The following is a 13,453-nucleotide window of genomic DNA, read 5'->3' as shown; positions in this document are numbered from 1 at the left end:
CTTAACCACCCGTGAACCCTTCCTCGTCAGGTTGCCGCGCGGATGACCAACCGGAGCGATCACGCATGCTGACAGGCACCAGGGCGCGGCTCTCGATTCTCGCGCCGACCCGCGCCGACCCGATCGCGCGCGAGGCGACGGCGACGCTCTCGCTTTCGAAGGTCGAGTTCGCCGACGTCAGCGCCTGGGATACCACGGCGGATGCGCTGGTCGTCCCGGCCTCGATCGATGTCGTCGGCGGCCGGGTGATCGCGCGCGTGCTCTCCGAGGAAGCGGGCGTTTTCGTCGATGTGACGGGCAAGGGCGCCTTCAACGGCTTCGCGCTCACCTTCGACACGCTGACCGGCAATACCCGGGCGAGGATCATCGACGCGGAACTCGTCGCGGACCAGACCACCTCCGGCATCACCGCGAATGAGGTCAGCTTCGACGCCGACACGCTCTTCCTCAACCTCGACGCCCTGCCCTTCGCCAGGGACGATACCGTCTCGGTCCGGCTCGGTTTCGCGCTCGACGGCGGCGCCGGCGCCGAGGATCTCGCAGGCTACGAGGGCCGGGACCGGATCTCGGGCGGTGACGGCGCCGACCGGCTGCGCGGGAACAAGGGCGCGGACCTGATCTCGGGCGATGGTGGCGCGGACAGGATTCTCGGTGGCTCCGGCCATGACACGCTGCGCGGCGGCGACGGCGCGGATCTCATCAAGGGCGGGCCGGGATTCGACCGGCTGCTCGGCGGCGCGGGCGCCGATACCCTGATCGGCGGCGGCGGCGAGGACGAGTTCATCTTCCACAAGGTCTCGGACTCGCTCGCCGAGGCGGCCGGCCGGGACACGATCGTCGACTTCGTGCCGCGCGAGGACAGGATCAACCTCGGCCATGTCGACGCGAACGAGGAGAAGCGCGGCGATCAGGACTTCCGGTTCATCGGCGCGGCGAGCTTTTCCGACAAGGCGGGCGAGTTGCGGGCCTTCGCGAAACCCTCCGGCACCTATGTCGCCGGCGACACGGACGGGGACGGCCGCGCGGATTTCTCGATCCGCCTCGACGGTGTCCAGGCCCTCACGGCGGGCGATTTCATCCTCTGACGCTACCCCTTCACCATCGGGTCGGTCAGCTTGCGATGCTCCTGCAGCGCGAAACGGTCGGTCATCCCGGCGATGTAATCGGCGACCACCCGCGCCCGCTCCGTCGGATCGAGACTGGCGCAAAGGTTCCAGCCTTCGGGCATCAGTTCGGGCCCCGTGGTAAAGAGATCGAACAGCTCCCGCACCACGAGTTTCGCCTTGCGCCGCATCCGCTGCACCGTCCAGTGCCGGTACATGCGGTGATAGAGGAAGCCGCGGATCTCCTTCAGCCGCTCGAAGGTCGGCTTCGAGAAGCGGATGACCGGCCGGCCCAGCATCCGCACCGCCTCCGAACTCGCCGGGTTCGCCTCGGCGATCAGCCGCCGGCTCTCGGCCAGCACGTCCTCCACCAGCAGACCGAAGAAGCGCCGCAGCGCTTCGTGCTCGCGCCGTCCGGGCTCCAGCCCGGGCCAGCGCCGGTCCACGTCCTCCACGCAGGCCCCGATGAGCGGCAGCGCCTTCAGGTCGTCGAGCGTGAAGAGCCCGGCGCGCAGCCCGTCGGCGAGATCGTGGTTGTTATAGGCGATGTCGTCGGAGATCGCCGCCACCTGCGCCTCGGCGCTCGCATGGGTATGCAGTTCCAGATCCTGCAGCGTCGCGTACTGGGTGAGCGCGAAGGGCAGATCCCCCGTCACCGGACCGTTGTGCTTGGCGATCCCCTCGAGCGTCTCCCAGGTGAGGTTCAGCCCGTCGAAATCGGCGTAATGCGCCTCGAGCCGCGTCACGATCTTCAGGGCCTGCGCGTTGTGGTCGAAGCCGCCATGCGGCTCCATCAGCTCCTGCAGCTCGTGTTCGCCGGTATGGCCGAAGGGCGGATGCCCGAGGTCATGGGCGAGTGCCACCGCCTCGGCCAGTTCCTCGTTGAGCCCGAGCGTGCGGGCGACCGTCCGCGCGACCTGCGCGACCTCGATCGAATGGGTGAGCCGGGTCCGGTAGTAGTCGCCCTCGTGCTCCACGAAGACCTGCGTCTTGTGCTTCAGCCGCCGGAAGGCCGAGGAATGGATGATCCGGTCGCGGTCGCGCTGAAAGGCGGACCGATGCGTCGAGCCTTCCTCGGGGTAGAGCCGCCCCCGGCTCGCCTCCGGACGGGTCGCATAGGGTGCGGTCATGTGATGCGCGCTCCGGGTCTTGTCGGGCGCCGGTCCCGCGCCTACCTTTCCATTCGATACCGCATCGCAGTTTGGGTCGAAAGATGCAGCTTGCCATTCCACCACGCGTCACCGACCGGGCCTTCGCCCGGCTGAGCGAAATCAACGAGGGCAACCCCCGCAAGTTCCTCCGCGTCGCGGTCGAAGGCGGCGGCTGTTCGGGATTCCAGTACGAGATCCGGCTCGAGGATTCGGCCGAGACCGACGATCTGGTCCTGGAGAAGGACGGCGACGCCGTGCTGATCGATCCGGTGAGCCTGCCCTTCCTCGCCGACGCCGAGATCGATTTCGCCGACGAGCTGATCGGCGCGCGCTTCGTCATCAACAATCCGAACGCAACCTCGAGCTGCGGCTGCGGCACCAGCTTCTCGATATAGGGCGGCGATCTGCGGCGCGGATCGTCGAACACCCGTGAACGGCGCTTGCTCCCGGCACGCCGCGCGTCTAGCGTCCCGGCCATGAAAATCGCGACCTTCAACATCAACGGCGTGCGCGCCCGTATCATCGCCCTGCTCGACTGGCTCAAGGAGGCGAAGCCCGATGTCGTGCTCCTGCAGGAGATCAAGACGGTCGACGACGGCTTTCCCCGGCTCGAGGTCGAGGAACTGGGCTATGCGATCGAGACCCACGGCCAGAAGGGTTTCAACGGCGTGGCGATCCTCTCGCGCCTGCCGATCGAGGACATCACCCGCGGCCTGCCGGGCTACGACACCGACGAACAGGCGCGCTGGATCGAGGCCACCGTCATCGGCGAGACCGCCGTTCGGGTCTGCGGGCTCTACCTGCCGAACGGCAATCCGGCGCCGGGGCCCAAATACGACTACAAGCTCGCCTGGATGGAACGCCTGCGCGCCCGCGCGAGCGCGCTGCTCGCCGAGGAGACCTGCGCGGTTCTGGCGGGCGACTACAACGTGATCCCGTCGACGAAGGATTGCTGGGACCCGAGGATCTGGGAGAAGGACGCGCTCTTTCTGCCGCCGACCCGCGCCGCCTATCAGCGGATCCTGAACCTCGGCTTCACCGACGCCCTGCGTGCGACCGACGCGCATCCGGGCATCTACACCTTCTGGGACTATCAGGCCGGCGCCTGGCCGAAGAACCACGGCATCAGGATCGACCACCTGCTGCTCACGCCCGCCGCCGCCGATCTCCTGACCGCCTGCGGCGTCGACAGCCATGTGCGCGGGCGCGAGAAGCCATCCGACCACGTGCCGGTCTGGATCGACCTCGCCGCCTGACGCGGGATCAACCGGCGGTCACATCCTCGCCATAGAGCCAGTCGAACCGGCCGAGCAGCCGCCCGGGCGCCAGCCGCGACAGGAGCCCGAGTCCGAGATGCGCCGCCTGCCGCACGCCCGGCGTCGAGAGGTGGTAGATCCGGCCATTCGCCGCCGCCGCGCGCTGGACCCGCTCGGCCCGCTCGCGGCGCCGGTTCACGAAACCGGCGAGGCCGCTCGTGATGTCCCCGGCCACGTCGAGTTCATGAGCCAGAACCCAGGCGTCCTCGAGCCCCATCCCCGCGCCTTGCGCGAGGAAGGGCAGCATCGGATGGCAGGCATCGCCGATCATCACCACGCCGCCGCGCGCCCATGTCGGCAGCGGCTCGTGATCGTGCAGCCCCCAGACGAATACGGAATCGACCGCCCCGAGCAGGTCGGTGACATCCGGCGCCCATCCCGCGAAGGCCGCGCGGAGTTCCGCGGGATCGCCCGCCCTCATCCAGCCGTCCTCGGCGCCGCGTTCGCGTTCCTCGATCGCGACCAGGTTCACGAGGCTCCCGCCCCGCAGCGGATAGCTCACCACATGCCGCCCCGGCCCCATGACCACGCGGGCGATCTCCGGATGCGGCCGCTCCAGCCGCTCGGCGGGCACGAGCGCCCGCCAGGCGACGGAGCCCGCGTAGCGCGGCACGCCGCCGCCGAACACATGCGCCCGGGTCCGCGAGCGCGCGCCATCGGCGGCGACGATCAGATCGGCGTCGAGGCTCGCGCCCGCCTCGGTCCAGAGCTTCGGCCGCGCCCCCGGGGCCCCGCCTGTGGCGGCTCCGGGAACGACCCGCGCCACCCTGACACCGGTCTCGATCCGGACGCCCGCCACCTTCGCCGCGCCTTCGAGCAGGGCGAGAAGATCGGCGCGGTGCAGTTGCCAGTATGGTCGGCCATGGCGCGCGAGCACATCGGCGCCCATCGGCACCCGTGCGACCAGGGAGCCATCCCGGTCGCGAAGCTCGACCGCCTCCGGCGCGCTGGCGTGCGCGGCGCCCGCGTCGCGGAGCCCCAGCGCCTCCAGAACCGCGACCCCGTTCGGCCCGACCTGCAAGCCGGCGCCAACCTCGCCGAGCGCGGGCGCCTGTTCCAGTACGCGCACGCGCGCCCCCTTCAGCGCCAGCGCCGCGGCCGCCGCCATCCCGGCGATCCCCGCGCCGATCACCACCACCTCCCGCCCCGAGAATGCCAAACCCGCCTCCCACGCCTATTACAGACGCCACGCATCCTATGCCTTCGCGCGCCCGTGGTCAGGAGCCCATTGAGGTGTTCCCCGGCCGGTGGACAGTTTTGCGGCTGGCCAAGCTCATGTCACCCGCTTGCCGCCGCCTCGATCCCCGGGGCGAGGCCAGTATGGCCTCGTCCAGCACTCCGCCGCCGAGGGACGAGTGAGGCCTCTTGGCCTTGTAGCAGCGTATCCGGCGAGTGATACCTGCGCGGACCTCGCCGCCGGTCTCGAAGCGATGGCGACGACGTCCGCGGCGCGGGCGATGTCGAGATCGACCGGCTTTTCGCAGAAGACATGCTTGCCGGCCCTGAGGTCTCGATCAGCTCGGCGTGGGTGTCGGTGGGCGCGCAGACCAGCTCGGCGGTGATGCCCCGGGGCGGCGGCGATCCCGGCGACGTCGGAAGCCTTCGCACTGTGGGCCGCCGCGAGCGTGGCGGGTTCGGGCAGGCGTCTGCGACGGCGTGTTCCGCGTCCGGATCGCCGGCGATGGCGCCGGCGCGGACACGGGCGATGCGGCCGGCGCCGATCAGGGCGAGGCCCACGGTCATCTCTCAGGCCCCCGGGCTCCGATATACGGAGGCCCAAGTGCCCGAAGCGGCCGAGGCGAAGATCGCGTCGACGCAGGCCATGTTGGCGCGGGCGTCGTCGAGCCCGTAGAACGGCGCCTCCTCGCCGCGGACCGCCCTGGCGAAATTCGTCACCTCGGCCTCGTACTGGTCGAGCGCGTCGAAGCTCAGCGTCGTGAGGTCGGATTTCGCGTGATCGGCCGAGAGGTCGACATGAATCAGGTTCGGCTCGGTCCGCGACGGCACATAGGCTTTCGGCAATTCGATGAAGGCGCGTTCGCAGACGACCTGCAGCGTCTGCGCCGAGGCCTGGGCGAGCGATACCGCGAAGATCGCATGCGCGCCGCCGCCGAAGTCGAGGATCACGCTCGAGAACATGTCGATGCCGCGGGCGTCGCGTTCGCAGGTGGCGAGCGCGCGCTCCGGCTCGCGGCCGAAGAGGAAGCGCGCCGCCATCGCGGTGTAGCAGCCGAGATCGTAGACCGCGCCGCCGCCCCATTCCGGACGGGCGCGGAAGTCGTCGGCGTTGGTCATCATGAAGGAAAGCAGGCTCGAGACCGTGCGCGGCGCGCCGTGGTCACCGGAGGCGATCTTCGCGCGAAGCGCCTGCCAGCGCGGCTGGTGGCGCACCATGAAGGCCTCGGCGACCTTGAGCTCCGGGTCGAGCCCGTCGAGCGCCGCGAGATCGGCGCGGGTGAGCGCGATCGGTTTCTCGACCAGCACATGCTTGCCGGCCGCCGCCGCCTTCGCCACCCATTCGACATGGAGATGGTTCGGCAGCGCCACATAGACCGCCTCGACCTCCGGATCGGCGAGGAGCGCGTCGTAGGAGCCGTAGGCGCGCGCGATGCCGAACCTGTCGGCCATGACACGGGCGCGCGTCTCGTCGCGCGCCGCGAGCGCGACCGGCGCGCAATCGGGGCTCTTCACCATGCCGGGCAGGACGGCGCCCTCGGCGATGCGGGCGGCGCCGAGGATGCCCCAGCGGACGGCTTCGATGGTCATGGAAATGGTCCTTGGTTCGGGGTCAGCCGGCGCGCCGGCGTTCGGTCTCGGCGATGGCGAAGCGAAGCGTGTCGACGCTTTCCCCGATCGCGGCCCGGGTTTCGAGCGTGTAGTCCTCGTTCTCGATCGAGATCACGTCGTCGTAGCCCGCGGCCCGGAGCGCCATGACGACCTCGAGCCAGCCCCGGCGCGAGAGGCCATGGCCGAGCGGCACGAAGTTCCAGGTCCGGCCGACGACCGGGGTCACGTGCTTCACGTCGAGCGTGCCGTTGACGCGGGCTTCGGGCTCGATCCGGGTGTCCTTGCCGTGGAAATGATAGATGTGCTCGGCGCCGAGCACCTCGATCGCCGCGACCGGATCGCCGCCCATCCAGATCAGGTGGCTGGGGTCGAAGTTCATGCCCACGGCGGGGCCGATAGCCTCGCGCAGCCGGAAATAGCTCTCGATGTTGTAGACGCACTGCCGCCCGTGGTTCTCGACGCAGAAGCGCACGCCCGCCGCCTCGCCCGCGCGGGCGAGCTCGCGCCAGAACGGGATCACCCGCTCGGCCCATTGCCACTCGACGATCTCCATCGCCTCCAGCGGCCAGGAAGAGGTGATCCAGTTCGGCGTCTTCTCCTCCGGCCCGCCGCCCGGCAGACCCGACATCATGATGACGCGGGAGACGCCGAGGAGCTTCGCAAGCTCCACCGCGTCATGCGCGAGCTTCGCATCCGCCGGGCCGATCGCGCCCGGATGCAGCGGATTGCCGGAGGCGTTGAGCGCCGAAATCGCCAGGCCCCGCTCGCGCAGCATGCCCGCCAGCCGGTCGCGCGCCGGTGCCGAGCCGAGGAGTTCAGCGATGTCGAGATGCGGCGCCGAGCTCCAACCGCCGAGGCCGAATTCGACGGTATCGAGGCCGAGATCGGCGGCGGTATCGAGCGTCGCTTCGAGCGAGAGCGCGCCGAGGCTGTCGGTGTTCAATCCGATCTTCATCGCTTCAATCCCGGCAGTCGATTGCCACGGGGGCATTGGTTGTCGCGGCCCGGTGGATCGCGTCGAGCACCTGCGCGGCGCGGTAGCCATCCTCGATCGAACCGTTCCCGAAGGGACGGCCCTCGGCCACCGCGGTCAGGAACTCGTGGATCATGAAGCCGAAGGATTCCGCGTAGCCGACAGGCACGAGGTCGTGCGGCACGGCCGCGAGCGCGCCGACGCCGGGCGAGGACGGACGGTTCAGCATACGGGTGAAGGGCGCTGGTCCGGCGCCGTCCATGATCGCGAGGTCGAAATGCGACGGCGTCTCGTTGGTGAATCGTGCCGTGCCCTTGGTGCCAAAGACCTCGACCTGAACCCGGTTTCCGGTTCCGACCGCGACGCGGGAAGCGGTGACGAAGCCCTGCGCGCCGCTCCCGAAGCGCAGCAGCGCCGAGGTCACGTCGTCGTTCTCGACCTTCGCGGTCCTGTCGGAAAGCGCGGCATGGCCGTGGCCCACCGTCGCCTCGGCTGGCAGGAACCGCTCCTTGATCGAGATGGTCGCAACCGCGCCCGTCACCTCCGCGACATCGCCCATGATGAAGCGCGCGAGATCGACCGCGTGCGTGCCGACATCGAGCAGCGCGCCGGGGCCCGCGCGCTCGAATTCGTAGCGCCAGCTGTGCGGCAGCATCGGATCGGCGGCGTAGTCGCACTGGTAGAAGACGGTGATCTGCACCGGATCGCCAAGCTCACCGGCGGCGACCCGCGCGCGGATGTCGGCGATCGCCGGGATCCGGCGGTAGTTGAACACGGTGCCGGAGACGCCCGCCGCCGCCCGCGCCGCGTCACGCGTCGCCCGCGCATCGGGGAGCGTGGTCGCGAGCGGCTTCTCGCAGAGCACGTGCTTGCCGGCTTCGAGCGCGGCGCGGGCCACCTCGCCATGCAGGAAGTTCGGCAGGCAGACCGAGACGATACCGATATCCGGATCGTCGATCACCTCGCGCCAGTCGGTCGCGGTCTTCTCGAAGCCCCAGGCCCTGGCGAGCGCGCCCGCCTGGTCCGCCGACATGTCGCAGACGGTCGCGAGCCGGGCGTCGAGCCCGGTGCGCGGCAGATGGGCCCGGTATCCGGACGCATGCGCGGCGCCGATCATGCCCGCGCCGATGATGGCGATACCCTTCGTCAAGTCTTCCTCCCGGATCGCGTGATTCCCGTCGGTCGGGGCCGGCGGCTCGGTCGGAACATGAGGCCCGGGGCGGTCGGGCGAAACATCGGAACTGATGGTTTTCCATCAGTCCTGATGTGGCGGGCGGTCAGCTTTCGCGGCACAACCTGCTCACCGCGCCACATCAGGTGCGACGGAAAGCAAACAGAATTGCAGGGGCGCGGGATCCGCCGCCTCGACAATCGGATCGGGAGGAAGATCATGAACAAGCACCTCGGCGCCGGCGCGCTTCTCACCACGCTCATCGCCTCGGCCGCCCCGGCCGCGGAGATCGGGGTCGCGATGTCGAACTTCGACGACACCTTTCTCACAGTGCTGCGAGAGGCGATGACCGACCTCGACGCCGGCGACGACGGAATCGAACTGAGCTTCGAGGATGCGACGCTCGACATCGGGCGCCAGCTCAGCCAGGTCGAGAACTTCATCGCCAAGGGTGTCGATGCGATCATCATCCATCCCGTCGACCAGACCGCGACGACGCAGATGACGAAGCTCGTCTCCGGCGCGGGCATCCCGCTCGTCTACGTGAACCGCCCGCCGATCGAACCCTCGCTGCCGGAGAAGGTGGTCTTCGTCGCCTCCAACGAACTCGACTCCGGTCGGCTCGAGGCCGAGGGGATCTGCGACCTGCTCGGCGGCGAGGGCAAGACGCTGCTCCTGATGGGCGACCTCGCCTACGAGGCGGCTCGGGTGCGGAGCCAGGACGTGCGCGACGTCTTCGCGACACCCGAATGCTCCGGCATCGAGATCATCGACGAGCAGCCCGGCACCTGGATGCGGACCTCGGGCATGGACATCACCACCAACTGGCTCTCGGCGGGCTACGACTTCGACGCGATCATCTCCAACAACGACGAGATGGCACTCGGCGCGATCCAGGCGATGAAGGCGGCGGGCGTCGCGGTCGGCACCGGCGAGGATGACATCAAGGTCGCCGGGATCGACGCGACGCAGGACGCGCTCGCCGCGATGGCGGCGGGTGATCTCGCGGTCACCGTGTTCCAGGACGCGGCCGGTCAGGGCGTCGGCGCGGTCGAGGCCGCCAAGGCGCTGATCGCCGGCGAGGAGGTGCCGGTCGAGAACTGGATCCCGTTCGAGCTCGTGACCCCTGCGAACATGGACAAATACGTGGCCACCAACTGAGATCCTCCCCTGGGCGGCCGGCCTCTCGCTGGCCGCCCCCTTTTTCGGAGGACGCCCCGCGCCTATCATGGCCCTCGATGAGCGATGGAGGACAGGAGTGGCGCGCAAGGCGACGACGCCCGGCCAGCTGACGACGCGCAACCGGGTGACGACGCGCGACCGGGCGACGCTCGAGGATGTCGCGCGCGAGGCCGGGGTCGGCATTGCCACGGTCGATCGCGCGCTGAACGAACGCGGCAACGTCAGCGCGAAGACGGCGGAGAAGATCGTGACCGCCGCCCGCGCCCTCGGGGTCCGGCGGGGCCTGCCCGGCACCTACCGCCCGACGCTCAGGATCGAGGTGATCCTGCCCCGGCCGGAACTGTCGCTCATCGCACGGATGAACGAGAGCTTCGCGCGCCTCGCCCGACGCGTCGACCGGTCCGTGGTGATCCATCGCGCGGTGCCGCGCTCCGACGACCCGGACGCGCTCGCCATGCGTATCCGGGGATCGCGAAGCGAGGCGGTCGTCGTCTATGCCCCCGAGCACCCCGCGATCCGCGACGCGGTCGTCGAGGTGACAGCGCGCGGAAAGGCGGTCGTCACCGTGATCTCGGACCTGCCCGGCACGCCCCGGCTCGCCTACGCGGGGACGGATCACCATGTCGCCGGACAGACGGCGGGGTTCCTGCTCACGCGGATGCTGCCGGCCGGCGGCACGGTGCTGATCCTGCGCGCGCATCCCGGCATCCAGTCGCATGTGGCACGAATCCGCGGCTTCTCGGAGGAACTGGACCGGCACGGCGGCTTCACGGTCGCCGGGATTCTCGACGGCGGCGACGACGCGGAAACCTCGGAACTCCTGCTCCGCCGCGCGATCCCGCGGCACGCGCCCATCCATGCGCTCTACAACGTCGGCGCCGGGAACCGCGCGATCGGCGCGGTGATCTCGCCGGAATTCTTCCGCGAACCGCCGCTCTTCATCGGGCATGAGCTGACGCCCTACACGATCCCGATGCTCCGCGAGGGCCGGATGACCTTCGCGCTCGACCAGAACCCGGACCAGCAGGCCGCCTTCGCCGTCGACGTGATCCTGAACCATTTCGGCCACACCGACATTGGCGGGCTCGAACCGCCCTATGCGTCTCCGGTCCCGGTGACCCTCTACACGCCACGCAACCTCCCCCGGTGAGGCGCCGCGCGAGCGGCGCTGGCATGCTCCGGAAGTGCGTCGCCTGTGTCGGGCGGGTCTCGTTCACCTTGGGACACCCGAGGCCGTCACGGAAGTTCCGCCTCGCGGCGTGTCAAGCCGCGGCGCAGGGTGGTCCGCGGAGAGCCAGCTTCCGCGGTGCTGCCACGAACGGGCGGTCCCGCCTGTCAGCCTGGTTCGATCCCGATCGACCGACCTTCCCCGGCGCTCAGCCGGGCCGCGTCGAGGATCGCGAGCACCGCCGTGGCGTCCTCCGCGGTGACCGGTGGCGGCGTGCCTTCGCGGATCGCCTTCGCGAACGCCGCGTAATAGTCGTGGTACCTGCCCTGTTCCGAGTCTACCCGCTCGGTCCCGGCGGCGGTCAGAAGCGTGCCGCGGTTCGCTTCCGGCTCGTAGCCCCAGCCCGCGAGGTCGTCGGCGGGGCGCAGACCGGCGAAGATCGCCTCCGCCTGAACATCGGTGCCCGACGAGAGATAGGTGCCCGCGTCGCCATAGGCGCGGTATTCCTTCGCATCGATCCGGTTGAGCTTGCTGGCCGACAGATGCGAATGCGCGCCACCCGCGTGGCGGAGCGTGATGGTGAAGCCCGCGTCCGTCGGGCCCTCAGGCAGCTCGGCGATGTCGAGTTGCGCGTCGACCGAGGTCACGGGGCCGAGCAGGAACAGCATCTGGTCCACGACATGGCTGCCGAGATCGCGCAGGAGGCCACCCGTCGGCCCGGCTTCGAGCGTCGCCGCTCCGTCCTGCTCCATCCGCGAATGGACGCGCCAGACCTTGCCGATCCGCCCGTCGGCGATGACCTTGCGCAGCGTCTGGAAATCCGCGTCGAAGCGGCGGTTGTGGTAGGCGCCGAGCACCACGCCCTTCGCCTTCGCCGCCTCCGCCAGTTCGCGCGCGACCTCGGCCGAGGGCGCGAAGGGCTTGTCGGCGATGACATGGAGCCCGGCGGCGATCGCCTCCAGCACCAGATCGCGCCGGGTCTGGGGCGGGGTCGTGATCGTCACCGCGTCGATCCCGCCCGCCGCGATCATAGCGCCGAGGCTCGGGTAAACCGGCACGCCCGGAAGGTCCGCCTCGACCTTCGCGACCGTGGCCGGGGCGCGGGCGACGACGCCCGCGAGCTCTACACCCTCGGCCGCGGCGATGAAGGGCGCGTGGAAATGCTGCCCGCCCGTCCCGTATCCGACCAACCCGATCCTCATGCGCTGTCTCCCCTATGCTTCATCCGTTTCGCCCTACCGGCTGATCGTGGCCCGGAGCGCTTCGATCGAGGAGCGGACTCCGGCCTCGGTCGACATGGTGAAGTCCTCCATCTCCAGACTCACCCAGCCGTCGTAGCCCATCATCCTCACCACCGAGAAGAATTCCTTCCACCACTGGAGATCGCGTCCCGCGCCGACCGCGACATAGTTCCAGGCGCGGTTCGCGACATCAGTCACCTGCTTGGTCTCGAGAAGCCCGTTCACATCCGCGAGGCCGCGTTCGATGCGCGTGTCCTTGCCGTGGCAATGGTGGATCGCCCCCTTGAGCGCGCGAGCCGAGGCGATCGGGTCGGCGCCCATCCAGATCAGATGGCTCGGGTCGAGGTTCATGCCGATCGCGGGCCCGACCGCGTCGCGGAGCCGGAACAGCGTCTCCGGATTCCAGACCAGCATGGCCGAGAAGTTCTCCAGCGCGTATTTCTCGACGCCGACCTCCCGAGCCAGCCCAACCATCTTCTCCCAGAACGGGAAGGCACAATCCTCCCACTGATAGCGGTCGCGCTCCGGCATCTCGTCGGGCCAGCTTTTCGTATAGACGAGCCAGTTCGGCACCGTGTCCCCGGGCGCGGCGGCCGGAAGCCCGGACATGGCGACGACCGTTTCGACGCCGATCTCGCCCGCGAGCCGCACGGTCTCCTCCATCTCGTTGCGATGCCGCGCGCCCATCGGGCCGGGATCGAGCGGGTTCGCCGAGCAATTGAGCGCGGCGATTTCGAGCCCGCGTGCCTCGATCTCCCTCAGCGCGGCTTTCAGCGCCTGCCTGTCGGCGAGGAGCCGGTCGGCGCGGAAATGCGGGCCCTTGGACCAGCCGCCGCCGGTCATCTCGATGCCCTCGACGCCAAGAGCCACGCAGGCGTCGAGCATGTCGGTGAAGGCGAGGTCCGCCATCACATCGGTGCAGATGGAGAGTTTCATGAGTGTGTTCCCGCTGGGGGTAAGTCGTTCCGGATCGCCGTGGCGCGTCGTCGTCGAGGACCCGCGCCACGGCGCCCGGCCGGGCACGCCTCAGGCGGCCGCGCGGATCGCTTTCGTGTAGAGCCCGGGCTTCTCGCCCATGGTGACCGCCTCGAACCCGCCGCTTTCGACGGCGCGGAGCGCGGCGTCGGCGACGAGGGTCGCGGCGTAGCCGTCCCAGGTGCTTGGCCCGGTCGCCGTGCCGTTGCCGGCGGCGACGATCCACTCGCGGAACTCCTGGTCATAGGCTTCGATGAATCGCTCGCGCCAGTTGTCAACGGCGGAGCAAAACCAGGCCGTTGGGCGGCGCAAAAGTAGGCCACTTGGCGCCGCAAGCGGGGAACGGCGGGAGGGCGTAGCCCGACTAGAGTTTCCCGCTTGCGGCG

13 protein-coding genes are annotated in these 13,453 nt (G+C 69.6%); 5 read left to right on the top strand and 8 right to left on the bottom strand.

The features are described from left to right. Window positions 1–65: 65 nt before the first annotated feature. On the top strand, window positions 66–1,085 hold the full coding sequence (locus ACLJK8_RS16960) for a calcium-binding protein (RefSeq protein WP_413151533.1): 1,020 nt from the start codon (window positions 66–68) through the stop codon (window positions 1,083–1,085). Window positions 1,086–1,087: 2 nt separating this feature from the next. On the opposite strand, the gene ACLJK8_RS16955 is transcribed toward ACLJK8_RS16960, so the two are convergent. Further along, window positions 1,088–2,233 (bottom strand): deoxyguanosinetriphosphate triphosphohydrolase, encoded by a 1,146-nt coding sequence (locus ACLJK8_RS16955; RefSeq protein ID WP_413151532.1) that lies wholly within the window; start codon window positions 2,231–2,233, stop codon window positions 1,088–1,090. An 83-nt stretch (window positions 2,234–2,316) separates the two neighbouring features. On the opposite strand from ACLJK8_RS16955, the gene erpA reads away from it, so the two are divergent. Together erpA and xth are read left to right on the top strand one after the other, a co-directional pair. Beyond that, on the top strand, window positions 2,317–2,649 hold the full coding sequence (gene erpA, locus ACLJK8_RS16950; RefSeq protein ID WP_413151531.1) for an iron-sulfur cluster insertion protein ErpA: 333 nt from the start codon (window positions 2,317–2,319) through the stop codon (window positions 2,647–2,649). Between the two features lie 81 nt (window positions 2,650–2,730). Next, window positions 2,731–3,510, top strand: a complete 780-nt coding sequence (xth, locus tag ACLJK8_RS16945; protein ID WP_413151530.1) for an exodeoxyribonuclease III — start codon at window positions 2,731–2,733, stop codon at window positions 3,508–3,510. 7 nt (window positions 3,511–3,517) lie between these two features. On the opposite strand, the gene ACLJK8_RS16940 is transcribed toward xth, so the two are convergent. The 4 genes from ACLJK8_RS16940 to ACLJK8_RS16925 all read right to left on the bottom strand — a co-directional run bounded on the left by ACLJK8_RS16940 (window position 3,518) and on the right by ACLJK8_RS16925 (window position 8,480). Further along, window positions 3,518–4,729 carry an FAD-dependent monooxygenase gene (locus ACLJK8_RS16940; RefSeq protein ID WP_413151529.1) on the bottom strand — a complete coding sequence of 404 codons (1,212 nt, stop codon included), beginning with the start codon at window positions 4,727–4,729 and terminating at the stop codon, window positions 3,518–3,520. A gap of 587 nt (window positions 4,730–5,316) precedes the next feature. Beyond that, a complete protein-coding gene (locus ACLJK8_RS16935) occupies window positions 5,317–6,336 on the bottom strand; it encodes a Gfo/Idh/MocA family protein (RefSeq protein ID WP_413151528.1) in 1,020 nt (339 codons plus the stop codon). A 22-nt stretch (window positions 6,337–6,358) separates the two neighbouring features. Continuing rightward, a complete protein-coding gene (locus tag ACLJK8_RS16930) occupies window positions 6,359–7,312 on the bottom strand; it encodes a sugar phosphate isomerase/epimerase family protein (RefSeq protein ID WP_413151527.1) in 954 nt (317 codons plus the stop codon). Window positions 7,313–7,316: 4 nt separating this feature from the next. Next, on the bottom strand, window positions 7,317–8,480 hold the full coding sequence (locus ACLJK8_RS16925) for a Gfo/Idh/MocA family protein (protein ID WP_413151526.1): 1,164 nt from the start codon (window positions 8,478–8,480) through the stop codon (window positions 7,317–7,319). Between the two features lie 240 nt (window positions 8,481–8,720). Here ACLJK8_RS16925 and ACLJK8_RS16920 point away from each other — a divergent pair, with 240 nt between their 5' ends. Further along, window positions 8,721–9,662: a sugar ABC transporter substrate-binding protein gene (locus ACLJK8_RS16920; protein ID WP_413151525.1), complete on the top strand. Its 942-nt coding sequence runs from the start codon at window positions 8,721–8,723 to the stop codon at window positions 9,660–9,662. Window positions 9,663–9,759: 97 nt separating this feature from the next. Then, window positions 9,760–10,833, top strand: coding sequence for a LacI family DNA-binding transcriptional regulator (locus ACLJK8_RS16915; protein ID WP_413151524.1), 1,074 nt, complete (start codon window positions 9,760–9,762; stop codon window positions 10,831–10,833). Window positions 10,834–11,018: 185 nt separating this feature from the next. On the opposite strand, the gene ACLJK8_RS16910 is transcribed toward ACLJK8_RS16915, so the two are convergent. From ACLJK8_RS16910 to ACLJK8_RS16900, 3 genes are all read right to left on the bottom strand, one after another. Further along, window positions 11,019–12,053: a Gfo/Idh/MocA family protein gene (locus tag ACLJK8_RS16910; protein ID WP_413151523.1), complete on the bottom strand. Its 1,035-nt coding sequence runs from the start codon at window positions 12,051–12,053 to the stop codon at window positions 11,019–11,021. A gap of 33 nt (window positions 12,054–12,086) precedes the next feature. After that, the gene (locus ACLJK8_RS16905) at window positions 12,087–13,028 is read right to left on the bottom strand and encodes a sugar phosphate isomerase/epimerase family protein (RefSeq protein ID WP_413151522.1); all 942 of its coding nucleotides are present in this window, start codon (window positions 13,026–13,028) and stop codon (window positions 12,087–12,089) included. 90 nt (window positions 13,029–13,118) lie between these two features. Then, on the bottom strand, window positions 13,119–13,379 hold the full coding sequence (locus ACLJK8_RS16900) for a hypothetical protein (protein ID WP_413151521.1): 261 nt from the start codon (window positions 13,377–13,379) through the stop codon (window positions 13,119–13,121). Between the last annotated feature and the right edge of the window lie 74 nt (window positions 13,380–13,453).

Source organism: Amaricoccus sp. W119 (genome assembly GCF_047275745.1).
GTDB lineage: Bacteria > Pseudomonadota > Alphaproteobacteria > Rhodobacterales > Rhodobacteraceae > Amaricoccus.
This window is presented reverse-complemented; position numbering and strand designations above follow the sequence as displayed.